This window comes from Xanthomonas sp. NCPPB 1826 (assembly GCF_056725285.1).
In genome coordinates this window covers 4,014,622-4,040,184 of the sequence record NZ_CM161521.1, presented here as the reverse complement: position 1 = coordinate 4,040,184, position 25,563 = coordinate 4,014,622, and the positions used below count along the sequence as shown (strand labels likewise).

Annotated in this window: 17 protein-coding genes; 11 read left to right on the top strand and 6 right to left on the bottom strand. The window is 66.6% G+C overall.

The genetic code is table 11. The features are described from left to right. The first annotated feature begins 178 nt into the window (after positions 1-178). Complete coding sequence (locus AC1PLA_RS16940) at positions 179-1,525, top strand: dicarboxylate/amino acid:cation symporter (protein WP_016902552.1); 1,347 nt, start codon at positions 179-181, stop codon at positions 1,523-1,525. Between the two features lie 198 nt (positions 1,526-1,723). After that, the gene (locus tag AC1PLA_RS16935; RefSeq protein ID WP_016902553.1) at positions 1,724-4,033 is read left to right on the top strand and encodes an NADP-dependent malic enzyme; all 2,310 of its coding nucleotides are present in this window, start codon (positions 1,724-1,726) and stop codon (positions 4,031-4,033) included. 323 nt (positions 4,034-4,356) lie between these two features. Here AC1PLA_RS16935 and AC1PLA_RS16930 read toward each other — a convergent pair whose 3' ends face one another. After that, positions 4,357-7,719 carry a GH92 family glycosyl hydrolase gene (locus tag AC1PLA_RS16930; RefSeq protein ID WP_481104995.1) on the bottom strand — a complete coding sequence of 1,121 codons (3,363 nt, stop codon included), beginning with the start codon at positions 7,717-7,719 and terminating at the stop codon, positions 4,357-4,359. Positions 7,720-8,038: 319 nt separating this feature from the next. Here AC1PLA_RS16930 and AC1PLA_RS16925 point away from each other — a divergent pair, with 319 nt between their 5' ends. The 3 genes from AC1PLA_RS16925 to AC1PLA_RS16915 are packed head-to-tail and all read left to right on the top strand — an operon-like array spanning position 8,039 to position 10,674. Then, a complete protein-coding gene (locus tag AC1PLA_RS16925; protein ID WP_016902555.1) occupies positions 8,039-8,236 on the top strand; it encodes a zinc-finger domain-containing protein in 198 nt (65 codons plus the stop codon). 10 nt (positions 8,237-8,246) lie between these two features. Next, a complete protein-coding gene (locus AC1PLA_RS16920) occupies positions 8,247-9,359 on the top strand; it encodes a glycosyltransferase (protein ID WP_481104994.1) in 1,113 nt (370 codons plus the stop codon). After that, positions 9,340-10,674, top strand: coding sequence for an O-antigen ligase family protein (locus AC1PLA_RS16915; RefSeq protein ID WP_481104993.1), 1,335 nt, complete (start codon positions 9,340-9,342; stop codon positions 10,672-10,674). Before AC1PLA_RS16920 ends, AC1PLA_RS16915 begins: the two co-directional genes overlap by 20 nt. Positions 10,675-10,735: 61 nt before the next feature. On the opposite strand, the gene AC1PLA_RS16910 is transcribed toward AC1PLA_RS16915, so the two are convergent. After that, entirely contained in the window at positions 10,736-11,656 is a 921-nt protein-coding gene (locus tag AC1PLA_RS16910; RefSeq protein WP_481104992.1) for an LpxL/LpxP family Kdo(2)-lipid IV(A) lauroyl/palmitoleoyl acyltransferase, read from the bottom strand. A 76-nt stretch (positions 11,657-11,732) separates the two neighbouring features. Between AC1PLA_RS16910 and waaA the strand changes: the two genes are divergently transcribed. Then, positions 11,733-13,049: a lipid IV(A) 3-deoxy-D-manno-octulosonic acid transferase gene (gene waaA, locus AC1PLA_RS16905; protein WP_104542324.1), complete on the top strand. Its 1,317-nt coding sequence runs from the start codon at positions 11,733-11,735 to the stop codon at positions 13,047-13,049. A 573-nt stretch (positions 13,050-13,622) separates the two neighbouring features. On the opposite strand, the gene AC1PLA_RS16900 is transcribed toward waaA, so the two are convergent. The 3 genes from AC1PLA_RS16900 to AC1PLA_RS16890 form a co-directional block, all read right to left on the bottom strand. Further along, positions 13,623-15,005, bottom strand: a complete 1,383-nt coding sequence (locus AC1PLA_RS16900; protein ID WP_104560007.1) for a TolC family outer membrane protein — start codon at positions 15,003-15,005, stop codon at positions 13,623-13,625. 20 nt (positions 15,006-15,025) lie between these two features. Beyond that, a complete protein-coding gene (locus AC1PLA_RS16895) occupies positions 15,026-15,682 on the bottom strand; it encodes a protein-L-isoaspartate O-methyltransferase family protein (protein WP_481104991.1) in 657 nt (218 codons plus the stop codon). A gap of 128 nt (positions 15,683-15,810) precedes the next feature. Beyond that, positions 15,811-16,464 (bottom strand): TetR/AcrR family transcriptional regulator, encoded by a 654-nt coding sequence (locus tag AC1PLA_RS16890; protein WP_065032828.1) that lies wholly within the window; start codon positions 16,462-16,464, stop codon positions 15,811-15,813. Between the two features lie 232 nt (positions 16,465-16,696). Between AC1PLA_RS16890 and AC1PLA_RS16885 the strand changes: the two genes are divergently transcribed. Next, complete coding sequence (locus tag AC1PLA_RS16885; protein ID WP_481104990.1) at positions 16,697-19,744, top strand: diguanylate cyclase; 3,048 nt, start codon at positions 16,697-16,699, stop codon at positions 19,742-19,744. A gap of 389 nt (positions 19,745-20,133) precedes the next feature. Here AC1PLA_RS16885 and AC1PLA_RS16880 read toward each other — a convergent pair whose 3' ends face one another. Further along, positions 20,134-21,018 carry a LysR family transcriptional regulator gene (locus AC1PLA_RS16880; RefSeq protein WP_039525576.1) on the bottom strand — a complete coding sequence of 295 codons (885 nt, stop codon included), beginning with the start codon at positions 21,016-21,018 and terminating at the stop codon, positions 20,134-20,136. A gap of 119 nt (positions 21,019-21,137) precedes the next feature. Between AC1PLA_RS16880 and leuC the strand changes: the two genes are divergently transcribed. The 4 genes from leuC to leuB all read left to right on the top strand — a co-directional run bounded on the left by leuC (position 21,138) and on the right by leuB (position 25,191). Then, positions 21,138-22,586, top strand: coding sequence for a 3-isopropylmalate dehydratase large subunit (gene leuC / locus AC1PLA_RS16875; RefSeq protein WP_481104989.1), 1,449 nt, complete (start codon positions 21,138-21,140; stop codon positions 22,584-22,586). A gap of 67 nt (positions 22,587-22,653) precedes the next feature. Further along, a complete protein-coding gene (gene leuD / locus AC1PLA_RS16870) occupies positions 22,654-23,301 on the top strand; it encodes a 3-isopropylmalate dehydratase small subunit (protein ID WP_054591288.1) in 648 nt (215 codons plus the stop codon). Positions 23,302-23,330: 29 nt separating this feature from the next. Next, positions 23,331-24,080 carry a class I SAM-dependent methyltransferase gene (locus AC1PLA_RS16865; protein ID WP_481106219.1) on the top strand — a complete coding sequence of 250 codons (750 nt, stop codon included), beginning with the start codon at positions 23,331-23,333 and terminating at the stop codon, positions 24,078-24,080. Positions 24,081-24,117: 37 nt separating this feature from the next. Next, positions 24,118-25,191: a 3-isopropylmalate dehydrogenase gene (leuB, locus tag AC1PLA_RS16860; protein WP_481104988.1), complete on the top strand. Its 1,074-nt coding sequence runs from the start codon at positions 24,118-24,120 to the stop codon at positions 25,189-25,191. Positions 25,192-25,563: the final 372 nt, after the last annotated feature.

The following is a 25,563-nucleotide window of genomic DNA, read 5'->3' as shown; positions in this document are numbered from 1 at the left end:
GTGTCTGCGTTAAACGGAATTAACGGCCGGTGGTGGCGCGGCTGAAGTGTAAGGCGACGTTCAGCCCGGGGACAGTGCGTAGTACCAATGGGCTATCGGCTCGGGCTGTGACGTACGGCCAGAATGCCCGCACCGGGTACCTGCTCAGGCACCCTCTATGTTCCCTCGGAGTGGCGTCATGCACATCAGCAAGCCTGCCGGCCCCTTGCCGGCGCCCGTCCCGTTTTACCGTCAGCTGTATTTCCAGGTGGTGGTGGCGATCGTCCTGGGTGCCCTGCTGGGCCACTTCGAGCCGGCCTTCGCCGAAAGCCTGAAGCCGCTGGGCGATGCCTTCATCAAGCTGGTGAAGATGATCATCGCCCCGGTGATCTTTCTGACCATCGTCACCGGCATCGCCGGCATGACCCACCTCAAGACGGTGGGCCGGGTCTTCGCCAAGTCGATGACCTACTTCCTGTTCTTCTCCACGCTGGCGTTGATCGTGGGCATGATCGTGGCGCACGTGGTGCAGCCCGGCGCCGGCATGAACATCAACCCGGCCGAGCTGGATCAGAGCGCGGTCAACACCTACGTGCAGAAGTCGCACGAGCTGAGCCTGGTCGGCTTCCTGATGGACATCATCCCGGCCACGCTGGTCAGCGCCTTCGTCGATGGCAACATCCTGCAGGTACTGTTCGTGGCGGTGCTGTTCGGGATCGCGCTGGCCCTGGTCGGCGAGCGTGGCCGCCCGGTGCTGAGCTTCCTGGAAGCGCTGACCGCGCCGGTGTTCCGCCTGGTGCACATGCTGATGAAGGCCGCGCCGATCGGTGCGTTCGGTGCGATCGCCTTCACCATCGGTAAGTACGGGGTGGAATCGCTGGTCAATCTGGCCTGGCTGGTGGGTTCGTTTTACCTGACCTCGCTGTTCTTCGTGCTGGTGATCCTGGGCATCGTGTGCCGGTTGTGCGGCTTTTCGGTGCTCAAGCTGATCCGCTACCTCAAGGCCGAACTGCTGCTGGTGCTGGGGACCTCCTCGTCGGAGTCGGCACTGCCGTCGCTGATGGAGAAGATGGAAAAGGCCGGCTGCGAGAAGTCGGTGGTGGGCCTGGTGGTGCCGACCGGTTACTCGTTCAATCTGGATGGCACCAACATCTACATGACCCTGGCCGCGTTGTTCATCGCCCAGGCCACCAATGTGGACCTGAGCCTGGGCCAGCAGATCACCCTGCTGGCGGTGGCAATGCTCAGCTCCAAGGGTGCGGCCGGCGTGACCGGCGCCGGCTTCATCACCCTGGCCGCCACGCTGTCGGTGGTGCCGGACGTGCCGGTGGCCGGCATGGCGCTGATCCTGGGCGTGGACCGCTTCATGAGCGAGTGCCGCTCGCTGACCAACTTCATCGGCAACGCGGTCGCCACCGTGGTGGTGTCGCGCTGGGAAAATGCGCTGGACCGCGACCAGCTCAAGCTGGTGCTGGATGGCGGCTCGCCGCCGCTGCAGGCACCGGTGGCCTCGACCGACGTCGTCGCCCCGATCAGCGCACGCTGATGCTTCCTGCGGCCCTGTAGTCCGTCGGCGCTGCCGGCGGGGTGCAGGGCCGTTTCCGCTTCCAGCCCACACTGGCCGCCGCGCACGACGCGCTGCAGCCTGCGATCTTCCTGCCACGCCGACAGCTGCGCGACAGGCCCTTGTTCAGGCAGGAGGGTAGAATTCAGCCCTCCTGCGCCTTCGAGACCCACACAGCCGATGTCCAACGACGACTTCAAACAGGCCGCCCTCGACTACCACCGCCAGCAGCCGGCCGGCAAGATCAAGGTCACCGCGACCAAGCCGATGCTGACCCAGCGCGATCTGTCGCTGGCGTATTCGCCGGGCGTGGCCTTCGCCTGCGAGGCGATCGTCGAGGAACCCACCCAGGCCAGCGAGCTCACCGCGCGCGGTAATCTGGTGGCGGTGATCACCAACGGCACCGCCGTGCTGGGCCTGGGCAACATCGGCCCGCTGGCCTCCAAGCCGGTGATGGAAGGCAAGGGCGTGCTGTTCCAGAAGTTCGCCGGCATCGACGTGTTCGACATCGAGATCAACGAGAACGACCCGGACAAGCTGGTCGACATCATCGCCAGCCTGGAGCCGACCTTCGGCGGCATCAATCTGGAAGACATCAAGGCGCCGGAGTGCTTCATCGTCGAGCGCAAGCTGCGCGAGCGCATGAACATCCCGGTGTTCCATGACGACCAGCATGGCACCGCGATCATCGTCGGCGCCGCCGTGCTCAACGCGCTGGTGGTCACCGGCAAGAAGATCGAAGAGGTCAAGCTGGCCACCACCGGCATGGGCGCGGCCGGCATCTCCTGCGTCAACATGCTGGTCTCGCTGGGCCTGAAGCCGGAAAACATCCTGGCGCTGGACCGCGACGGCGTGATCCACACCGGCCGTACCGACCTGGACCCGGACAAGCAGCGCTATGCGCGCGACACCGACAAGCGCACCCTGGCCGAGATCGTCGAGGGCGCGGACATCTTCCTGGGCCTGTCGGCGGCCGGCATCCTCAAGCCGGAGATGGTCGCCAGCATGGCGCGCCAGCCGGTAATCTTCGCGCTGGCCAATCCCAACCCGGAAATCACCCCGGAAGCGGCCAAGGCGGTGCGTCCGGATTGCATCATCGGCACCGGCCGTTCGGACTACCCGAACCAGATCAACAACGTGCTGTGCTTCCCGTATCTGTTCCGCGGCGCGCTGGACGTGGGTGCCACCGGCATCAACGAGGAAATGAAGATCGCCTGCGTCAAGGCGATTGCGGCGATGGCGCGGCGCGAGGCCTCCGACCTGGGCGCGGCCTACGGCGGCGAGACCCCGAGCTTCGGCCCGGAATACCTGATTCCGCGTCCGCTGGACCCGCGCCTGCTGGTGGAGCTGTCGTCCGCCGTTGCGCAGGCGGCGATGGATTCGGGCGTGGCCACGCGCCCGATCACCGACATGGAGGCCTATCGCGACAAGCTCGGCCAGTTCGTCTACCGCACCAGCCTGATGATGAAGCCGGTCTACGACCGCGCGCGCGCCGACAAGCAGCGCGTGGTGTATGCCGAGGGCGAAGAGGAAGTGGTGCTGCGCGCAGTGCAGAACGTGGTCGACGAAGGCCTGGCGTTCCCGATCCTGATCGGCCGCCCGGACGTCATCGAGGCGCGCATCGAGCGCATGGGCCTGCGCCTGACCGCCGGGGTGGATTTCGAGATCACCAACATCCTCGACGATCCCCGTTTCAACGAATACTGGCAGTACTACCACGCGCTCACCGAGCGTCGCGGCGTGACCGTCACCGCCGCCAAGGAACTGATGCGTTCGCGTCCGACCCTGATCGCCGCGGTGATGGTGGCGCGTGGCGAAGCCGATGCGATGCTGTCCGGCGTGGTCGGCCGTTTCCACAAGAAGCTGGGCTACGCACGCAGCGTGATTCCGCTGGAGCCGCGGGTCAGCTCCACCTCGGCGATGACCGGCGTGATCAACCAGCTGGGCGTGTTCTTCTTCCTGGACACGCATGTGCAGGAAGACCCGACCGTGGAGCAGGTGGTCGAGGCGACGCTGCAGGCTGCGTACCGCCTGAAGCTGTTCGGCATCGAGCCCAACATCGCGCTGCTGTCGCACTCCAACTTCGGCAGCCACGACTCGCGCGATGCGCTGAAGATGCGCCAGGTGCGCGAGGCTCTGCTCAAGCGCAAGCCCGAGCTCAACATCGACGGCGAAATGCAGGGCGACACCGCCTGGGACGAGGCGCTGCGCAAGCAGATCATGCCCAACAGCACCCTCAAGGGCCGCGCCAACCTGTTCGTGCTGCCGAACCTGGAGGCGGCCAACATCGCCTACAACCTGGTGCGCGTGTTCACCGACGGCGTGGCGATCGGCCCGATCCTGATGGGTATCTCCAAGCCGGTGCACATCCTCACCACCAGCGCCACCTCGCGCCGGGTGATGAACATGACCGCGATCGCGGCGGTGGATGCGCAGATCCGCCGGCAGCGCGATGCCGAGAAGAACGCCAGCGAAAAAAATAGCGGTTGAGATCCCCCACCGGGAAAACACCGCAAACCGATTCGCTAGCGGCACCAGACGCACCGCACCAAAGCCCCTCTCCGCCCCGGGGCGACAAGGCACTGCTTGCGCGCCACTGGCACGCGTGCCTTGAAGTGCCCACGCCGCAAGCGCGGGCCGGGGCGCGGAGCGGGGGGTGGGGGAGGGGGCGGTTCACCAGCGCTGCTGACGTTGCAGTGAAACCCCGCTCCGGCAGCCCTCGTGCAACTCCGTCGATTGCGTGAGCAGGTGCCTGCATCCTGCAGTCACCTGCCTGCAGAAAGCAGCGCGATCAGCGATGCGAGACCGGCGCCTCAACGCGCCGCAGGTTCAGCCCCCAACAACTCGATCTCCGCCAGTTGCAGTTTCGCAGGTGCGCTGAATCGCAGCCGATACTCGGCATACGCACCAGGTGCAGCAATGCGAAACGGCCGCGTCTGCAATGGCCAGTCAAACGTTTCCTCGCGGCGCTGATCGACCACCTTCCACGCACCATCGGTCGTCCGCGCTTCCAGCGTCCATCCGCTCGCCGCAATCGCTGCGTTGCCGCTGGTCAGCGTGTAGAGCGTCGGCGTGCCGCGCGCCATGCCGCTGAACGTCAGTGTCGATGCCGATGCAACTGCAGCGACCGTCCCCGCATCGTCGTCATGCAGTGCAGCGACATCGGCACCATCGGCCAGGGTGATGCGCGCCGTGTCTCCGAGCACATCGCGCAACGGGGCAGGGCGTTCACCCGCAGGCGTCAGCGATGGCGGCGCATCGTCCGGCCCGGTGCCCCAGCGCGAGGGCGTCGGCCCCATGACGAAGTCCAGCGTCGCACCATTGGCGATGTCTGCATGCGGCAACCAGGTCTTGCGCCAGGGCTTGCCGTTGACCTTGAGCGATTGCACGTAGACGTTTTGCGGCGAATTCTGCGGCGCATTGACCGTCAGCGTCCGGCCGTTGGGCAAGCGCAGGCTGGCGTGCTTGAACAGCGGCGAGCCGATCACATAGTCCGGCGTACCCATGCGCAGCGGATACAGCCCCAGCGCTGCGAACAGATACCACGCCGACATTTCGCCGTTGTCCTCATCGCCGGGATAGCCCTGGCCGATCTCACTGCCCAGGTACAGGCGCGCCAGGATCTCGCGGGTCAGGCGTTGCGTCTTCCATGGCTGCCCGGCGTACAGGTACATCCACGGGATATGGTGCGCGGTCTGGTTGCTGTGCGCGTACATGCCCATGCGCACGTCGCGCGCTTCGGTCATTTCGTGAATGGTGTCGCCGTAAGAGCCGGCGAACCTGGCCTCGGCGGTCTCGGGGGTGGCGAAGAACGTATCCAGCTTCGCTGCCAGACCGGCGCGTCCTCCATACAACGCGGCCAGGCCTTGCCCATCGTGCGGTGCGGTGAACGCAAACGTCCAGCCGCTGGACTCGGTGTAATCGTGGCCCCAGACGCGCGGATCGTACTGTGCCGCGTCCACGCGCCAGTTGCCGTCCGGCGTGCGGCCCTGGAAGAACCCGATCGCCGGATCGAACAGTGCCGAATAGCCCGCCGCGCGGTGACGGAAATACAAAGCCTCGGTTGCGTAACGCTCGCGCGCCGTGGCTGTTTTCGCCTGCGTGGCCAGCACATCGGCCATGTTGGCGATACCGAAGTCGTTGAGCGCGCCTTCCATCGACCACGACATGCCTTCGTGCGTGTCGGTATCGGCATAACCGCGAAAGGTCGAACGTGCCATGCCCTTGCGGCCGACATGCCTGTCGGGCGCCACCACGGTGGCGTTCTTGCGTGCGGCAACATACGCCTCAAGCGGATCGAAGCCCTGCACGCCCTTGAGCCAGGCATCGGCAAAGGCCACGTCGGAACTGGTGCCGACCATCAGATCGGCATAGCCGGGCGACGACCAGCGCGCCACCCAGCCGCCCGCGCGCGACTGCTCCAGAAAGCCTTGCACCAGCGCACCGGCATCGTCGGGCGCGAACAAGGCGTACGCCGGCCATGCAGTGCGAAAGGTGTCCCACAAGCCGTTGTTGACATAGACCCGACCATCGCGGATCGGCGCAAAGCTGCGCACCGCGCTGCCATCGATGTTGTCGTCCGACCAACTGCTCTGGCTGGCGTAACGCCAGTCCGGTGCGCTGGCGCTGCCGACGTTCTCATGGCCGGAGTTGGGGTACAGGTGCAGGCGGTACAGGTTGGAGTACAGCGTGGTCTTCTGGTCGGCGGTGGCATCGGGCACCTCCAGGCGTCCCAGCAACGCATCCCAGGCGTCCTGCGCACGCGTGGCAACCTGCTCGAATGTTGCCTGCGGCGCGATTTCCAGGGCCAGGTTGTGCTTGGCCTGATCCAGCGAGATCAGCGAGGTGGCAATACGCATCTGCACCTGCCGGGTGCTGCCTGCATCGAACTTGATCCAGCCGGTGGGCCGGCCGGTACCGCTCAGGCCGCTGGTTTTCCACGGCGTGTCGAAGCTGGCATAGACGTACATGCGCGTGGCGCCGGTCGATAGCCCGCTACGCACATCGGTGTAGCCGGAGAGCGTCTGTGTTGCCGCATCCAGGCGCAGCCCGCCGCGCGCGTCCACATTGTCGAACACCAGATTGGCATCGCCCTGCGCCGGGAAGCGAAAGCGGAACAGCGCGGCATGGTCGGTCGGTGCGATCTCGGCCTGGATCCCGTTATCCAACCGCAGCGCGTAGCGATAGGGACGCGCAGTTTCATTGGCATGCGAAAACGTCAGTGCACGCTGTTTACGATCGGCTGGCGGCACGCCGGCGGCCAGCGACGGCATCACCTGAAAGGTCTGGCGGTCGCCCATCCACGGGCTGGGCTGATGGCTGAGCGACAACGCCTGCAGGCGCGGGCGATTGTCCGCATCGTTGTGTTCGTTCCAGCGATACAGCCAGGTCAGCGTGCCCGCATCGGTCACCGGCGTCCAGAAGTTGAAGCCATGCGGCACGGCCGTTGCAGGGAAATTATTGCCGCGCGAGAACGTGCCATTGGATTGCGTGCCGCGTGTAGTCAGCACCCAATCCGACGGACGCGTTGCCGGCGTCAGCGGCACCTCGGCAAGCGCGATATCGTCGATCCAACCGGCACTGGTCGCGCCTGCGGGCGGCGCAACGTCCAGCTCGATCGCACGCACACGGCGGCCACGCAGGCCGGGCACGTCGCCCAGCCGCACCGCCTTGCGCGCCCATTGCTGCGGATACAGCGTCTTCGACTCGCCTTGCGCCTGCGCAGCTAGCGCGACGCCATGCTGATCCCGCGCAGCGCTGGCAGACACGCGCGTGCCGTCGTCCAGCAGCAGATCCAGGGACACGTAGGTCGACGCCACATGCTCGCCGCCCACACTCTCCGGCAATACCAGCCACGACAGCGTCGTATCGGCACCGATCGGGACATCGGCGGTAAACAGGGTGCGCCGCCCACCAGCGGCATGACTTTGATACCGCAAGGCATGCGCACCGCTGTAGCCGGCGTTGGGCTTGGCCGCATACGGCGCGGCCGGGCCGGTACCGATGGCAATCTGCACATCGCCTGCCGCCGCGCTCACCGGCAACGGTTGCCCGGGCTCGAACGAACTCGAAAACTCAATTGCCGCGCTCACCGACAGCGGCGCAGCGCAGCCCAGGGCGACAACCAGCCGGAGCAACAGCTCACGCGGGTGCAACAGCACAACAGACGAGGTCACGTGGCGATGTCTCCTTGGGTGCGATACCGCAGGGCAGGTCCGGCCGAGTGCTGCGTGCGATCCGGACACGGGGCGCAGGCGCGGGGCGGTGCGCCATGGTCAGGCGATGATAAGCGCGATGTCCGTGTGGGGTGGCCTGGCGCTGCCGGACCAGCAAGGCCGCGGCCCTGCCGAACCTGCCGCATCTCTCGAGGTTGCCGGCGCCCGCGCTGGCGTCGAGACCATCGCCACCCAAACCGGCGTCGCCCGCTCAATGGGCCGATCACCACGCAGGCTGCTAGAATCCGCGCTCTGCCTTTGCCTCTACGATCGTGCCGCCATGAGCCAGACCGCCACCGCGCCCGCCAATGCCGAATCGCGCTACACCGTGCATCGCAGCGATCTGCCGCTGAGCTGCCCGACGCCGCAGATGGCGTTGTGGAACTCGCATCCGCGCGTATACCTGCCGATCGAAGACGAGCCCAACTGCGAAGCCAAGTGCCCGTACTGCGGCGCGCTGTTCGTGCTCGCCGACTGATCCTGGCCGGATGCACCGCCTGACCGTGGTGCAACTGCTGCCGGCGCTGCAGTCCGGCGGCGTCGAGCGCTCCACCCTGGAAATCGCCGCTGCGCTGGTGCGCGCCGGCCACCGCGCGGTGGTGGTGTCGGCCGGCGGTCGCCTGGTCCAGCCGCTGCTGGAGGCGGGCGGCGAACATCTCACCCTGGACATCGGGCGCAAGTCGCTGCTGACCTTGCGTCATGTGGTCGGCCTGCGCCGGCTGTTCGCCGAATTGGGCGCCGACATCGTGCATGCGCGTTCGCGCCTGCCGGCCTGGCTGGGCTGGTACGCGTTGCGCGGCATGCCGCCAGCCACGCGGCCGCGCTTTGTCACCACCGTGCACGGGCTCAACTCGCCCAGCCGCTACAGCGCTGTGATGACCTACGGCGAGCGGGTGATCTGCGTGTCGCAGACGGTGCGCGAGTACGTCTGCACGCACTATCCGCAGACCGACAGCGCGCGCTTGCGCACGATACCGCGTGGTGTCGATATCGCGCAGTTTCCGCGTCGCCCGCATCCGGATCGACGCGCGCGCACCTGGGCACAGAGCATGCTGCCCGGCCTGCCGGCCGATGCGCCACTGCTGCTGCTGCCCGGGCGCGGCACCCGCCTGAAGGGGCACACCGACGGTCTGCAACTGCTTGCCGACGTACGCGCTGCCGGCGTGCCGGCCTGGTTGTGGCTGCCGGGCGCGCGCGAGCCGGGCCGCGAGGCCTATCTGCGCGAGCTGGAAGCCGAGGCCACCAGACTGGGCGTGGCCGAGGCGGTCGCCTTCACCGAACCCACCGCACGCATCGCCGAGGCCTATGCCGCCAGCGAGCTGGTGCTGCAGCTGTCGCGCAAACCCGAGGCCTTCGGCCGCACCGTGGTGGAGGCCTTGTCAGTAGGCCGGCCAGTGCTGGGGTGGGCGCATGGCGGCGTCGGCGAGCTGCTGGCCGAGTTGCAACCCGGTGGCGCGGTGCCGGCCTTCGATGCCGCTGCCTTGCGCACCCAGGCGCTTCATTTGCTGCAGCAGGCGCCGACACCGCCCGCCGTGCTTCCCTATACGTTGCAGGCCATGCAAGCGGCCACCCTGAAGGTCTATGACGAACTCCGCCGCTGAGGCCATCCCTCCCGCGTCCGTGCTGACGCCCGATGCCGGTCGCTGGGCGCCGCTGTGGGTGATCCTGTTCGTGGCCCTGTGGCCCACGCCCGGGCTGGCCGAAACGGTGTTGTCGCTGGGCGCGCTGTTTGCGGCGTATCGCCTGCTGCACGCGCGGTTCCGCGGCGGCACCCGGCTGCTCAGCGGTGCGGCCTGGGCGCTGACCAGTGTGTTGTTCTTCGCGTACTGGTTGCCGCAGATGCTGTCGGCGTTCGATGCGGTGGACGTGGGCCGCGCGCTGCGCAAGTCGGCCACCGATCTGCGCTATCTGCCTTTCATGTGGTTGTGCGCGATCGCGGTGGCCAATGCGCAGCGGCGTCGGCGCACCTTCACCGGCCTGGCAGTGATCGGCGCGGTGTGGACGCTGGATGCGCTGCTGCAGGCTGCGTTCGGCAACAGCCCGTTGTTCTTCGGCCTGGATCAGATCAAGCAGCTGATCAGCGGGCATGGCCTGTGCACGCCGCAGGAGCTGGCCCTGGTCGACCGCCTCAGCGGCGTGCTGGGGCCGTGCAACCTCAAGTTCGGCCAGACCCTGGCCAGCCTGTCGCCCTTCCTGTTACTGGCGCTGGGCCGGCGCCATACCTGGGCCTGGGCGGGCGCTGCGGCGGCGGTCGGGGTGGTGTTGGTGCTGGCCGGTTCGCGGGCGTCGTGGATCACCTACGGCGTGATCGTGCTGCTGTCCGGCTGGCAGTTGCTGGGTGGCCGTCGCCTGCTGGGAGTGGCGCTGATCGGCGCGCTGCTGGCGGCCGGCGTGGTGGCGGTGGCGCCGCAGGCGCGCGAGCGGATCCAGCGCACCGCCCTGGCCTTTAGCGATGGCGAGCAGGGCGTCGACCAGGCCCTGTCCGGGCGTGCGCAGATCTGGGGCGCGGCGCTGTGCATGATCCGCGCGCATCCGCTCAATGGCGTGGGCGCACGCGGATTTCGGCAGGCGTATCCGGCCTGCAATCCGGCCCCCGCGCAGGCGCCGGCATGGGGCGACGGGCCGGCCTTCCATGCGCATCAGATCGTGCTGGAAATCCTGGCCGAAACCGGGGTGATCGGCTTGCTGCTGTGGCTGGCCGGTGCGGCCCAGGCCTGGCGCGCGTGGCGCTACTCCAGCCTGGCTGCGCGCGCGCAGGCACGCCCGGCAATGATCGCGCTGGTGGCAACCGTGTTCCCGCTCAATACGCATCTGGCGTTCTATTCCAGCTTCTGGGGCGGGCTGAGCCTGATGCTGGCCGGCCTGTATGCCGGTGCCTTGCTCAACGACGACGCAGATCAGCAGCCGCCGCGCTGACTCGCCGCACGTCCGTGCGCTGCTGCGGCTGCACGCAGCGCAGGCATGAGACCCGCCGACATCAGCGATAGAATTCGCTGCGCCCGCCCGGCTGGCGCTTGAAGCGCCGATGGATCCACAGGTACTGGTCCGGCGCCTCGCGCACCATGTCCTCGATCGCCGCATTGACCTGCGCGGTATCGGCGATCACATCGTCGGAAGGGATGTCTGCCAGCGGCGGTGCGATCTTGAGGATGTAGCGGCCACCTTCGCGCCGATGGAAGTACGGCACCACCGCGCAGCCGGTCAGCCGCGCCAACTGGTGGGTGGCGGTGATGGTGGAGGCCGGATGCCCGAAAAACGGCACGAACACGGTGTCCTTGCCGCGCATGTCCTGATCCGGCGCGTACCACAGGAAACCGCCGCGCTTGAGGTGCTTGATGGTGGCGCGCAGATCCTCGTTGGCGAACATGTGCGTGGCATAGCGCAGCCGCCCGCGCTTGACCGCCCACTCGAACACCGGATTGCGATGCCTGCGGTACATGCCGGCCAGCGGTACGTAATCGCATAGCAGCCGCCCGCACATCTCCAGCGTCATGAAGTGGCCGGACACCAGCAACACGCCGCGCTTTTGTTCCTGCAGACGGTGCAGATGTTCCAGCCCTTCGACCTGCACACCCGGCCGGATGGCATCGATGCTGCCCCACCAGGCACGCGCGAATTCGAACAGGCCCACGCCCAGCGCATCGAAACTGTCGCGCAACAGCCGCGCCCGCCAGGCATCGTCCTGTTCGGGAAAACATAGCTTGAGGTTGACCTCGGCAGCGCGCCGACGTGTGCCGGCCAGGCGCATCGCGATCCAGCCCACGCCACGGCCGAGCGCGCGCTGCAGCGTCCAGGGCAGGCGCCCGGCGATCACCATGACGGCAAGGGCCAGATACATCGGCCAGTGCCTGGGGTTGCGCAGTGAAGGGCGGACAGCGACGTTGGCGGGTTCGGACATGCGTCAATTCTAAGGGATCACGCGCGCGCGTCGGCGTGCACATGCGCACGCCGCAACGCTCCCGTATCCTGCAGCGATGCGGAAAGACCCGATCGAATGGCTGTTGCGCGGACTGTACTCGGCGCTGTTGTACCTGTTGCTGCCGGTGACGGTGTACCACCTGGTGTGGCGCGGTTTTCGCGTGCGCGAATACTTCAACCGCTGGAACGAGCGCTATGCCTCCTACACGCATGCCTGCGGTCGCCCGCGCGTGTGGGTGCATGCGGTGTCGGTGGGCGAGGTCAATGCCGCTGCGCCGCTGGTCAACGCCTTGCGCGCGCAGCGTCCGGATATCCGCTGGGTCATCACCACCATCACCCCCACCGGCTCCGAGCGCGTGCGCGCCGTCTGGGGCGATGCGGTGGACCACGTGTATCTGCCCTATGACGTACCTGGCAGCGTCGGCCGGTTCCTGGAGCATTTCCGCCCCCGCCTGGCGTTGATCCTGGAAACCGAACTGTGGCCCAACATGTTGTTCGGCTGCCGCGATCGCAGGATTCCGGTGTACATCCTCAATGCGCGGTTGTCGGCGCGCTCGCTGCGTGGCTATCGCCTGCTGGCGCCGTTGATCAGCCGCGCGCTGCGCAGCGTCACCTGCGTGGCGGCGCAGTCGCACGACGATGCCGAACGCTTCATCACGCTGGGTGCGCGGCCCGACCAGGTGATCGCACTGGGCAATCTCAAATTCGATATCGCCGCGCCTGCGCAGTTGCAGGCCCTGGTCGCGCAGTTCCATACGCATGTGCCGGCAACGCGGCCGGTGTGGATTGCCGCCAGCACGCACGAAGGCGAGGAAGCGGCCGTGGCCGACATCCATGCGCGCCTGCTGCTGCAGTTTCCTGATCTGCTGATGTTATGGGCGCCGCGCCACCCGGAGCGCTTTCCCAAGGTCGAGGCCGTGGCGCGCGAGCGTGGCTGGGCCGTGTCCACGCGCAAGAGCCAGCAATGGCCGCAGGCGCGCGACAAGGTGTTTGTCATCGATACCCTGGGTGAGCTGATGAGCTTCTACGCCTGCGCGCAGGTCGCCTTCGTCGGCGGCAGTCTGCAGCCGATCGGCGGGCACAATCTGCTCGAACCGGCAGCAGTCGGCACGCCGGCAGTCACCGGCCCGCATCTGCACAATTTCTCGGAGATTTCGCGGCGCATGCGCGAGGCCGATGCGGTGGCCATCTGCGACGATGCCGACTGCGTCTACCACGATCTTGCGCGCCTGCTCGGCGACCCAGCCCAGCGCGAGGCGATGGCCGCAGCAGGGCTGGCCTTGGTTGCCAATGGCAAGGGCGCGGTGGCGCGGACGCTGGTGCAAATCGCACCGGACCTGCCCCCGGTGGTGAGTGAGGGCGCGGCGTCCTGAGGATGTCACTGCGCCTGCACTGCAGCGTTGCAGTGCAGGCGCAGTCACGCTAATGCGCGTCATCCAACGGCCTTGGAGTGCCAACAGGACGTGGCGATCGCGCAGTCGTGTTATCAGCCGCTTTGAGCGTCATCTGGAGAGTCTCAAGCCGCATTGTTCCAGCGTGCGGTGTCCTCGCCGCTCGTGGGACATGCCGTGAATCCATCCCTGGAGGCTCGGTGGCGGCATCCATGCCGCCGCACGGTCCCGCAACCGGCGAGGACACCGCACCAGAGAGTTCGCCGGTTGCTTTGTTGAAATTGCTTGCAAACCTGCACACCGACCACCTTGACTGGTCCTTGCCCGTTCACCGTCGCGGGACCTGACGCGGCATGGATGCCGCGTAAGAGCTTACAGGGACGTACTTGCAGCGTGTCCCGCGATGGTGGGCGGGCAAGGGCCCTGCAGCCAAGTCGCAGATCAGCGGCTAATGCCGCAGTCATCGCAGAGATCGCACGCAGCCAGGTACGCGCGTGCATCGGACATAAAAAAGGCGGGCCTGCGCCCGCCTCTTTAGTTACCTATCCGCCCGCATTACTGCAGCGAGCCACTGCCCTGCAGCTTGGACTCTGCATCCTGCGACAGCAGACGGTTCACGTCCTGCAGGTCGGTGATGTCGAGCTTGCCGATCGCCTGGCCCAGCAGCAGACGGTTCTGCAGGAAGTTGTAGCGCGACTGCGCGTAGTTCAGCTGCGCCTGGAACAAGGTGCGCTGGTTCTGCACCACGTCCAGCACGGTGCGCGTACCGACTTCCAGACCCACCTGCGAAGCGTCGTAAGCGGCCTGCGCGGAGACCACGGCCAGGCGGCGTGCTTCCACTTCGCTGATGCCGGCGACCACGGTCTGGTAGGCATTGCGCGTGTTGCGATCCAGCGCGCGCTTCTGCTGCTCGTAGGTGTCCTGCTGGATATCGCGCTGCGACAGCGCCTGACGCACGGCCGACTGGGTGGCACCGCCAGCGAAGATCGGAATCGACAGCGTGATGCCGATCGAATCGGTATCGATGTCGCGGCCGCTGGTGGTGAAGTTGCCGGCCGCCTGGTCGACGGTGCCTGCGCCTCCCCAGCTGTTGGTGCGGCCGATGTTAGCGCCAAGGTTCAAGGTGGGGTAGTGGCCCGCACGCGCGGCATTGACCTGCGCCTCGGCAGCGCTGACCTGCAACTGCTGCGCCTTCAACGCCGGGTTATCGGCGATGGCAGTGGAGACCAACTGGTCAACATTGCTGTAGGCGGCAGGTACTTCCGGGCGGAATTCTTCCGGCAACGCGCGCAAGCCGACGACGGGCTGGCCGGTAAGCTCGGTCAGTGCCTGGTAGTAATCCTTGAGCGTATTGCGGGCATTGATGGTGTCGGCGCGCGCCTGGTCATACTGAGCGCGGGCTTCGTGCACGTCGGTGATCGGTGCCAGGCCCACTTCCAGACGCTTGTCGGCGTAGTCGAACTGCTTCTTGGCAGCCGCTTCGTTGGTCTCTGCCGCCGCCAGCGATTCGATGCCTACCAGTACCTGGAAATACGCCGCCGAGGTGCGGGTGATCAGGTCGTTGTTGGCCGATTCCAGCGTGAAGTCCGCCGCCTTGGCCACTTCGCGCTGTGCACGCAGATTGGCGAACTGCGCCCAGTTGAAGATGGTCTGGTTGCCCTGGATCGCGTATTGACGCTGCTTGGTGGTCGAACGGCCATCCACGCCTTCCAGCTCGCGGTGCGACTGGGTGTACCCGGCGGTGCCGTCCAACTGCGGCAACAACGCCGCACGCGCCTGCACCTGACCTTCCCGGTTGACCAGGCGGGTGGACTCGGCCACTGCCAGCTGCGGATCGCCGTTGCGGGCCATTTCGTAGACCTGCAGCAGATCGGTGGCGTTCGCAGCCATCGGAGACAGGGCGGCGGCCAGCGCCAGGACGAGGGATCGGCGGATCATCGGGGAAGCTTCCTTGGGAATCAGAATTGGAATCGGGGCGTCGGTGCGGCGCCCTGGAGATAGGCGAGGTCGGTTTCGAACAACGATTCGATGCGCGGCGCGTTGACGTCGCCACGGACCAGGACCGCTTCCATCACCGGATCGTGACCGCGCACCACGAACAGCCGGCCGTTCGGGCGCAGCCACTGCAGCCATTGCGTCGGCAGCGACTCGACCGCGCCGGTCACACAGATGGCGTCGAAGCGGCGCTCGCTCTGCCAACCGAACACGTCGGCGGTCTCGATACGCACGTTGCTGCCCAGGCCGCTGTTGTCCAGATTGGCGCGTGCAGCGGCGGCCAGTGCCGGGTCGATCTCCAGGCTCAGCACTTCGCGGGCCAGCGCGGCCAGGCAGGCGGTGGAAAACCCGCTGCCGGTGCCGATTTCCAGCACGTCTTCGCCCGGCTGCAGATCCAGCGCCTGCAACATGCGGCCTTCCACCACCGGCTTCATCATCTTGTGGCCGGCCGACAGCGGGATTTCCACGTCGACATAGGCCAGGGTCTTGTAGGCCTCGGGCACGAAGGCTTCGCGCGGCAGGCGCGCCAGCACCTCGAGCACGCGCAGGTCCAGCACGTCCCACGGCCGGATCTGCTGTTCGACCATCTTTTCGCGGGCCTGGGAAAAATCGATCGTCATGGTGCGGTTATCCAACGCGGTGGGGCAGGCATTTTACCGGTGCACGGGGCAACTGGCGCATCTAGCATCGCTGCGCGCCGCCAAACGGCGCAGTGCCGGAAGTCATCGCCACCAAAGGCCGGGGGCGATCAGCGCGGCGCATACGCCCTCAAAAAGAAATCCACGCTGGCCTGCAGGTGCTCGTCCACCTGCGCGCGGGTGGGCTGGCCATGCAGGCCGCACATCATCAGCGCATACAGCTCGCCCTTGAGCAGGCAGAAGAACTGCGAGGCTGCACGCGCCACATCGTCGATCTTCAGCTGGCCATCGGCCACGCGTGCGGACAGGAAATCCGCCAGCGCCTGCTGGGTTCGCTTGGGGCCGGCGTCCCAGAACATCTCACGTACATGTACGTCGCCGGTGCCCGGCGCCATCATCATGCGGTGGGTGGCGATGGCCGAGTCGGTGCTGACCATGGCGAAGAAGGCGTCGGCGATTTCGATCAGCTGATCGCGCAGCGCGCCCTCGGGGGCGTGGTCGAACAGGTCGTCCGGCATCATGTGCTGGCATTGCGCACGGATCGCCTCGGAAAACAGGCTCTCCTTGTCGCCAAAATGACTGTAGACGGTGAGCTTGGAGACGCCCGCCTGCGCGGCGATGCCATCCATGCTGACACCGGCATACCCCTGCTCCATGAACATGGTGCGGGCAGCGCCAAGGATGGCGGCGCGTTTCCCAAGATCCTTGGGCCGTCCGGGGCCGTTGCTCTTGGCCTTGGACTTGAGGGGGGGCGAGCTGGACATGGTGTCAATACTAGACCATCGGGTTCTATATTTATACTCGCCGCCCGCCGAACCCCTTGAAGCACTCAGGAACGGTCGCGCCACCGCGTTAGCTGCGCACCAGCTTGGTTATGGCCGGTAATTGTTTCAATTGAATGCCTCCCGGTGTCATGGTGCTTCCCATCCTTGTGGGGAATCCACCTAGCGCGCCGAAAAACCCCCGGTGATAGATTGACTAACGGTCTGTCGGCGCATGTCGGCAGCACCTTTTGCCAGCACAACGAGGGGATGGGAGAGCGTGGACAGGGTCGGGGCGCATGCGCATACAGGCTGCGTCCGCAGCACATGCGTGCGGCGGGCCGGGCTGCTGTGGCGATGGGCGTTGCTGGCCTGCATCCTGCTCGGCGTGTGGCCGGCCGGCGCCCAGCCGCCGACCCATACCGCGTATCACACCGTCACGCGCTGGAGCATGGACGACGGCCTGCCGCACAACCTGGTGCATGCGGTGGCGCAGGGCGCCGATGGCCTGATCTGGCTGGGCACCTGGGAAGGCGTGGCGCGCTTCAACGGCCGCGACTTCACCGTGTATGACCGCCAGAACACACCGGGCGTCGAGCTGGGGGGCGTGTTCGTGGTGGTACGCGACAGCACCGGCGGGATGTTGTTCGGCACTGCATTCGACGGGGTCTATCACTACCAGGACGGCCACTGGCAGCACCTGGGCGACGCTTCGGCGCGGCACCTGGCGGTCAGTGCACTGCTGCGACGCGCCGATGGCGCGCTGTGGGTCGGCACGCCGCAGACGCTGTACCGCATCGAGCCGGACGGGCGGGTGGTGGACGTCGGTCGCCAGGCCGGCCTGCCGCGCGCGCGCATCACCGCGCTGGCGTCCGAGGGCGACGGCGCTTTGTGGGTGGGTACTGAAGTCGGACTTTATCGTCTGCCCCACGATGGCAGCGCAGCCGAGGCCTGGGGCAAGACGCATGGGATGCGCGCCGCACCGGTGCGGCGGCTTGCCAGCGATCGTCAGGGCGGCTTGCTGGTCGCTGGCGACGACGGCGTGTGGTGGTGGAGCCGTGGCGGTGGCCTGCAGCGGTTCCGCCAGGGCCAGCGGGTGGATGCATTGCTGCTGGATCGGCGCGGGCATCTGTGGATGAGCCTGCCGTCGGGCACGCTGGTGGTCCACAGCGGCGCGGATGCGCCGGACGAACAGATCGCCATTTCCGGAGTCGCCAGCCCGGCGCTACTGGAAGACGCCGAGGGCCTGATCTGGGTCGGCAGCACGCACGGCCTGTTTCGCATTGCTGAAGGCGCCGCGCACGGCATCACCCACGAAGACGGGCTGGCCTCGGACTATGTGCGCACGGTGCTGCAGACCGGCGACGGCACCGTGTGGGTAGGCAGCGCGGTGGGCCTGGACCGCTGGCGCAATCGTCAGATCAGCCGCGTGTCGGTGGTGCCGAACCAGGGCGGACGCGTGCTGGAGCAATCGGTGCTGGCCCTGGCCGACGCCGGCGATGGCGGCGTCTGGGCCGGCACCTACAGCCAGGGCGTGGTGCGGCTGGACGCGCAAGGTCGCGTGCTGGCGCGCATCGGTGCGGCCGATGGCCTGCCGTCGCTGTCGGTGCGCGCGGTGTTGCCGGATGGCCAGACGCTATGGATCGGCACCACGGCCGGGCTGGTGCGCTGGCGCGATGGCAAGGCACGCCGCTACACCGCCGCCGACGGCGTACCCGATGGCTCGGTGCAGGTGCTGTATCGCGACACGCTGGGCACTGTGTGGATTGGCACCGATCGCGGCATGACCGCGCTGTCGGCAAACGGCAGCACGCGCGCATGGCTGGGCGAGCAGGATTTTCCCGGGCAGAACGCCTTCGACTTCCTGCGCGATGCCAAGGGCGACCTGTGGATCGCCAGCGATCGCGGCCTGCTGCGCCTGAGTGGTGAGACCTTTCGCGTCTACGACCACCGGGTCGGGCTGCCGCGCGACAAGGTGTTCCGGGTGATCGATGACGGCCGCGGTTATTTCTGGTTGTCGAGCAACCATGGCGTGTTCCGCATCGCGCGCAGCGACTTCGACCAGCTCGATGCCGGCACGCGCGAGCAGTTGAGCGTGGAGGTGGTGGATCGCAGCGACGGCATGCCCGGCAATCAGGGCAACGGCAGCAGCGCGCCGGCCGGCTGGATGACGCAGTCCGGGCAGCTGCTGTTCCCCACCGCTGCGGGCCTGGGCGTGATCGATCCGGCGCGCGTGGGCACCTTGCAAGGCCATCGCGTGCCGATCGTGTTCGAGCGCCTGCTGGTCGACGGCATGGTGCAGCCGCTCAATGGCCTGCATCGCTTCGGTGCGGAGACCCGGCGCATCGCCATCGGCTATGCCGGGTTGAATTTCCGTGGCCCGGACAAGGTGCGCTACCGCTACCGGCTAGAAGGCTTCGACCCGGACTGGGTGGACGCCGACAGCACCAGCGAGGCGGTCTACACCAATCTGCCGCCGGGCCGTTTCCGCTTCCGTGTCCAGGCGATGTCGCTGCCGGTGGACTGGCGGCAGACCGCGCTGTTGGGCGAATCCAGCCTGGTGATCGCCCTGGCGCCGCCGTGGTGGCGGCGTGGCGAAGTGATCGCCCTGGGCATCCTCGGGCTGGGCAGCCTGATCTACGGGTTTTATCTGTGGCGCACCGCCAGTTATCGCCGCCGGCAGCGCCAGCTCAATACGGTGATCGACGCACGCACACGCGAGCTGAGCGACAAGAACCTCGCGCTGCAGCAGGCCAGCCAGGAGCGCGAAGCCCTGATGCGCCAGCTCGAATACCGCGCCAGCCATGACGTGCTGACCGCCTTGCCGAATCGCCGCGAGGCCGAGCGGGTCCTGCAGCAATGGTTCGACGACGCGCGCGCCGGTGGCGCCCCGTTGGCGTTGGTGCTGATGGATATCGACCACTTCAAGCACATCAACGACGAATACGGCCACGAGGTCGGTGACGCGGTGCTGTCCGCGATCGGCGAAGCACTCAGTGAACAGGATCGGGCGCAGTGCTTTGCCGCGCGCCACGGTGGCGAAGAGTTTCTGCTCGCGGCAGTGGGTGTGGACGCGGCACAGGCGCGCGCGCTGTTCGAACGCATGCGCCAGCGGCTCGCCGCGATCGCTGTCCAGACGCAGGGCACGACGGTGCGCTGCACCGCCAGCATGGGCATGGCGATGAGCGATGAGGCACCGAGCCGGCGCGAATTGCTGGCACTGGCAGACCGCCGTCTGTACCAGGCCAAGCGGCTGGGGCGCGATCGGTTGGTGGATCAATAAGGCTGCTGCGTTGCCGGCTGCGTGGAGCCGACCGACTCCGCACACCGATCTATCTTGTGCACGACATCTGAAGTTCCTCGCGAATGCTCCGACCTGCTGCGGGCGCCTGCACGCGTGCCGGTGTGGGACACGCCGCAAGTACGTCCGTGTAGGCTCTGGCGCGGCATCCATGCCGCTCAAGGTCCCACACCGGCACGCGCGCAAGCACCACCAGTTGCTATAGGTTGCTGAAAGAAATGCAGAGGGCATGCTGGGCTGCATAGCGTCCATCCTGGCGCAGTAAGAGCAGATAGATGGCTTACCGATTACGTTGGCCATGAAATCGGCAGGCAACCACACGTGCTTGAAAGCATTGCTTGCCGATCAGCGGCGCCGCGCTGCCGCTGCGCTCACGTCTGCAGCTGGTCCGCCTGCGCATGCAACAACGCGACAAATGCCTGCGCGGCGCGCGACAGGGTGCGCCCGCCATGGGTCACGCAGCCCAGCTCGCGCGACAGCGCCACATCCGGCAGCGGCAGCGCCACGATCTGATGGTCGATCATGCGCTCCGGCAACACGCTCCACGCAAGGCCCACCGACACCAGCATCTTGATCGTCTCCAGATAGTTGGTGGTCATGCGCAGGCTCGGCACCAGGGCGCGTTCGGCGAACAGGCCGGCGACGATGCGATGGGTGAACGTGCCCGGGTCCGGCAGCACCGCCGGATGCGCCACCACATCTTCCAGCGACACCGCGCGCAATGCGGCCAGCGGGTGATCCGGCGCCACCACGAACTGCAGGCGGTCATGCCAGATCGGTTGCGCGCGCAGCGGCGCACGCGTGTCCGGTGCCAGCGTGGTGACCGCCAGCTCCACCTCGCCGCGCAGCACCGCAGCATAGGCCAGCTCCGAATCCAGAAACTGGATGTCCAGCGCGGCCTGCGGGTGTTGCGCAGCGAAGCCGCGCAGCAGGGCGGGCAGGCGGTGCAGGCCGACATGATGGCTGGTCGCCAGGCTCAGGCGCCCGCCGACCGCCGCGCCAAGATGCTCCAGCACGCGGCGGGTGTCCTGCAGCTCGGCCAGGATGCGTTGCGCACGCGGCAGCAAGGCCTGGCCGGCCTCGGTCAGCACCACCTGGCGACCAAGGCGGTCGAACAGCCGCGCCGACAGCTGCGCTTCCAGCAAGGCGATCCGCTTGCTCACCGCCGGCTGGGTGAGATGCAAGGCCTCGCCGGCTGCTGAAAAGCTGCCGCTCTCGGCGATCGCCACGAAGGCGCTGAGGCTTGCCAGGTCCATTGCCATTCCCAAATTTCATTTGTTGAATAAACAATATGAATTTGCGTTATCCAAGGCAAGCTCCTAGCATCGAATGCAGCCAGGTGGTGCTCCCACCATCCGCCAACCGGATCGCCGCAATGACTGCCAAGACGCTGTACGACAAGCTGTGGGACCTGCACGAGGTCACGCGCCGCGACGATGGTTCGTCGCTGATCTACATCGACCGCCACATCCTGCACGAAGTGACCTCGCCGCAAGCGTTCGAAGGCCTGCGCCTGGCCGGGCGCAAGCCGTGGCGCATCGACGCCAACATCGCCACGCCCGACCACAACGTGCCGACCACGCGTGCCGAGCGCCAGGGCGGGCTGGAGTCGATCTCCGACGAAGTCTCGCGGCTGCAGGTGCAGACGCTGGATGAGAACTGCGACGACTTCGGCATCCTTGAGTTCAAGATGAACGATGCGCGCCAGGGCATCGTGCATGTGGTCGGCCCGGAGCAGGGCGCCACCCTGCCGGGCATGACCGTGGTCTGCGGCGATTCGCACACCTCCACGCATGGCGCGTTCGGCGCGCTGGCGCACGGCATCGGCACCTCCGAGGTCGAGCATGTGCTGGCCACGCAATGCCTGATCGCCAAGAAGATGAAGAACATGCAGGTGCGGGTGGAAGGCACGCTGCCGTTCGGCGTGACCGCCAAGGACATCGTGCTGGCGGTGATCGGCAGGATCGGCACCGCCGGCGGCAACGGCCATGCGCTGGAATTTGCCGGCAGCGCGATCCGCGACCTGTCGATGGAAGGCCGCATGACCATCTGCAACATGTCCATCGAAGCCGGTGCGCGCGTGGGCATGGTGGCGGTGGACGAAAAGACCATTGCCTACGTGCAAGGTCGTCCGTTCGCGCCCAAGGGCGCCGACTGGGAGGCGGCGGTCGCGCTGTGGCGCACGCTGGTCTCCGATGCCGACGCGCACTTCGACACAGTGGTGGAGCTGCGCGCCGAAGACATCAAGCCGCAGGTCAGCTGGGGCACCTCGCCGGAGATGGTGCTGGCGGTGGATCAGCAGGTGCCCGACCCGGCAACCGAACAGGATCCGACCCGGCGCGACTCGATCGAGCGCGCGCTGAAGTACATGGGCTTGCGCGCAAACCAGCCGATCACCGAGATACGCCTGGACCGCGTGTTCATCGGCTCGTGCACCAACTCGCGCATCGAAGACCTGCGTGCGGCCGCTGCGGTTGCGAAGGGCCGCAAGGTCGCCTCCACCATCAAGCAGGCGCTGGTAGTGCCGGGCTCGGGTCTGGTGAAAGCCCAGGCCGAGGCCGAAGGCCTGGACAAGGTATTTCTGGACGCCGGCTTCGAATGGCGCGAGCCGGGTTGCTCGATGTGTCTGGCGATGAACCCGGACAAGCTGGGCAGTGGCGAACATTGCGCCTCTACCTCCAACCGCAACTTCGAAGGCCGCCAGGGCGCCGGCGGGCGCACCCATCTGGTCAGCCCGACAATGGCCGCAGCGGCGGCGGTCAGCGGGCATTTTGTTGATGTGCGTGACCTTGGAGATTCGGGAATAGGGATTCGGGATTCGTAAAAAGCGCTCCGCCATCCCCAGCCTTTTCGAATCCCCAATCCCCAATCCTCAATCCCGGCCTCTCTCAATGACCCCTTTCACCCAACACACCGGACTGGTGGCGCCGCTGGATCGCGCCAATGTCGATACCGATCAGATCATTCCCAAGCAATTCCTCAAGTCGATCAAGCGCACCGGCTTCGGGCCGAACCTGTTCGACGAATGGCGGTATCTGGACATCGGCGAGCCCGGTCGCGACAACAGCCGGCGCCCGCTCAATCCGGAGTTCGTGCTCAACTTTCCGCGCTATCAGGGTGCCAGCGTGTTGCTGGCACGCGAGAACTTCGGCTGCGGTTCCTCGCGTGAGCACGCGCCGTGGGCGCTGGACGAATACGGCTTCCGCACCGTGATCGCGCCCAGCTTTGCCGACATCTTCTTCAACAACAGCTTCAAGAACGGCCTGCTGCCGATCGTGCTGGCGGAGGCGGAAGTGGACGCCCTGTTCGAGCAATGCCTGGCCACCGAGGGCTACCAACTCACCGTGGATCTGGCCGCACAGCGCGTGCGGCGCCCCGATGGCGTGGAATACGGCTTCGACATCGATGCATTCCGCAAGCACTGCCTGCTCAACGGCCTGGACGACATCGGCCTGACCCTGCAGGACGCCGATGCGATCGGCCGCTTCGAGCAGGGCCATCGCGCGCGTCAACCTTGGCTGTTCGGCGCGCTGCAGTGAGCGCGGTTGCCAACGCCGATGCGGGTGCGCTGAGCGAGTATGTCGCTGCGCAGTTCGGGCCGCAGGCGCAGGCTTATCTGCACAGTGACGTGCATGCGCAAGGCGCCGAGTTCGCCGAGCTCCGCGCTGGTCTGCAGGGTCATCGCAACGGGCGATTGCTCGACCTGGGCTGCGGTGCCGGGCATGTGAGTTTCCAGCTGGCGCCGCTGATGGCCGAGGTGGTGGCCTACGATCTGTCTGCCGACATGCTCGAGGTCGTGGCGGCCACTGCCGCAGAGCGTGGTCTGACCCAAGTGCGCACGGTGCAAGGTGCCGCCGAGCGCCTGCCGTTCGAGACCGGCAGCATGGATGCAGTGGTCAGCCGCTACTCGGCGCACCATTGGAGCGATCTGGGGCAGGCGCTGCGCGAAGTGCGGCGCGTGCTGCGTCCAGGCGGAATTGCGGCCTTTGTCGACGTGGTGGCGCCAGGCCTGCCGCTGCTGGATACGCACCTGCAGGCGATCGAGTTGCTGCGCGATACCAGTCATGTGCGTGACTACAGTGTTGTGCAGTGGTTGCAGACGCTGGGCGATGCCGGCTTGCAGGTGCAGCGGCATCATTGCCAACGGCTGCAGCTGGACTATCTGAGCTGGGTGGACCGCATGCGCACGCCTGAGGTGTTGCGCGCGGCCATTCGCGCATTGCAGGGCGCGGCGGTAGACGAAGTGCGCGAATACTTTCAGATTGCGGCCGATGGTTCCTTCAGCACGGATGTGCTGGTGGTATGGGCGGCACGTTGATTTTCAGGGCGCTACGGCGCCAACTTATGAGGATTGCATGAGCAAGCAGATTCTGATTCTTCCTGGCGACGGCATTGGCCCGGAGATCATGGCCGAAGCGGTCAAGGTGCTGACGCGCATCGATGCGCAACATGGTTTGGGTTTCAGCCTGGTGTACGACGAACTCGGTGGCGCGGCCTACGACAAGTACGGCAGCCCGCTGGCCGACAAAACGCTGGACCGCGCGCGCGCCGCCGACGCGGTGCTGCTGGGCGCCGTCGGTGGGCCGCAATGGGACACCATCGACCCATCGTTGCGCCCGGAGCGGGGCCTGCTCAAGATCCGCTCGCAGCTTGGGTTGTTCGCCAACCTGCGTCCGGCACTGTTGTATCCGCAGCTGGCCGAGGCCTCCACGCTCAAGCCGGAGGTAGTATCCGGGCTGGATCTGCTGATCCTGCGCGAGCTCACCGGCGGCATTTATTTCGGTCAGCCGCGGGGCACGCGTACGCTGGAAAACGGCGAGCGTCAGGCCTACGACACGCTGCCATATAGCGAAAGCGAAATCCGCCGCATCGCCAAGGCCGGCTTCGAGATGGCACGTTTGCGCGGCAAGAAGCTGTGCTCGGTGGACAAGGCCAATGTGTTGGCATCGAGCCAGCTATGGCGTGCCGTCGTCGAAGAAGTGGCCAAGGACTATCCGGACATCGCGCTGTCGCACATGTACGTGGACAACGCGGCGATGCAGTTGGTGCGTGCGCCCAAGCAGTTCGACGTGATCGTGACCGACAACATGTTCGGCGACATCCTGTCCGACCAGGCGTCGATGCTCACAGGCTCGATCGGCATGCTGCCTTCGGCCTCGCTGGATGCCAACAGCAAGGGCATGTACGAGCCGTGTCATGGCTCGGCGCCGGACATCGCAGGCAAGGGCATCGCCAATCCGCTGGCCACCATCCTGTCGGTGGCAATGATGTTGCGCTATACGTTTGCGCAATCTGCTGCAGCTGATGCGATCGAGCAAGCGGTCGGCAAGGTGCTCGACCAGGGCCTGCGCACCGCCGACATCTGGTCGGAAGGCACGACCAAGGTTGGCACGGTGGCAATGGGTGATGCAGTGGTGGCCGCGCTGTAACAGCGCCCGCTTCCCCGAGGCGTGGTGGCTGTACTGGTAGCTATCGTTCTTCTGACGATAGCCACTTTCGTTTGGTTGACCGATTCGTGATCACATCATTCGACCGAGGGGCTGGCATGAAATCGGCGGCTGTCGTGCGCAGGACTGGTGGGCATGCAGGGTCGGTCGGCGGCGCGGCGTCGCATCCGGTGTCGGGACACGCCGTGAATCCGTCCCTGGAGGCTCGGTGGCGGCATCCATGCCGCCACACGGTCCCGCCCCCGGACGCGGCACCACGCTCCCAAGATTGCTACTGCTGATCGGCAAGCAATGCTTCAAGCAGGTGTTGATGCCTGCGGACTTCCTGGCGATGTAATCGGCAAGCCATCTATC

Excerpts from the sequence above, each read along its gene's own strand:
- AC1PLA_RS16940 (WP_016902552.1), top strand. The coding sequence starts at position 179 with ATGCACATCAGCAAGCCTGCCGGCCCCTTGCCGGCGCCCGTCCCGTTT.
- AC1PLA_RS16935 (WP_016902553.1), top strand. The coding sequence starts at position 1,724 with ATGTCCAACGACGACTTCAAACAGGCCGCCCTCGACTACCACCGCCAG.
- AC1PLA_RS16925 (WP_016902555.1), top strand. The coding sequence starts at position 8,039 with ATGAGCCAGACCGCCACCGCGCCCGCCAATGCCGAATCGCGCTACACC.
- AC1PLA_RS16920 (WP_481104994.1), top strand. The coding sequence starts at position 8,247 with ATGCACCGCCTGACCGTGGTGCAACTGCTGCCGGCGCTGCAGTCCGGC.
- AC1PLA_RS16915 (WP_481104993.1), top strand. The coding sequence starts at position 9,340 with ATGACGAACTCCGCCGCTGAGGCCATCCCTCCCGCGTCCGTGCTGACG.
- AC1PLA_RS16910 (WP_481104992.1), bottom strand. The coding sequence starts at position 11,656 with ATGTCCGAACCCGCCAACGTCGCTGTCCGCCCTTCACTGCGCAACCCC.
- waaA (WP_104542324.1), top strand. The coding sequence starts at position 11,733 with ATGCGGAAAGACCCGATCGAATGGCTGTTGCGCGGACTGTACTCGGCG.
- AC1PLA_RS16900 (WP_104560007.1), bottom strand. The coding sequence starts at position 15,005 with ATGATCCGCCGATCCCTCGTCCTGGCGCTGGCCGCCGCCCTGTCTCCG.
- AC1PLA_RS16895 (WP_481104991.1), bottom strand. The coding sequence starts at position 15,682 with ATGACGATCGATTTTTCCCAGGCCCGCGAAAAGATGGTCGAACAGCAG.
- AC1PLA_RS16890 (WP_065032828.1), bottom strand. The coding sequence starts at position 16,464 with ATGTCCAGCTCGCCCCCCCTCAAGTCCAAGGCCAAGAGCAACGGCCCC.
- AC1PLA_RS16885 (WP_481104990.1), top strand. The coding sequence starts at position 16,697 with ATGTCGGCAGCACCTTTTGCCAGCACAACGAGGGGATGGGAGAGCGTG.
- AC1PLA_RS16880 (WP_039525576.1), bottom strand. The coding sequence starts at position 21,018 with ATGGACCTGGCAAGCCTCAGCGCCTTCGTGGCGATCGCCGAGAGCGGC.
- leuC (WP_481104989.1), top strand. The coding sequence starts at position 21,138 with ATGACTGCCAAGACGCTGTACGACAAGCTGTGGGACCTGCACGAGGTC.
- leuD (WP_054591288.1), top strand. The coding sequence starts at position 22,654 with ATGACCCCTTTCACCCAACACACCGGACTGGTGGCGCCGCTGGATCGC.
- leuB (WP_481104988.1), top strand. The coding sequence starts at position 24,118 with ATGAGCAAGCAGATTCTGATTCTTCCTGGCGACGGCATTGGCCCGGAG.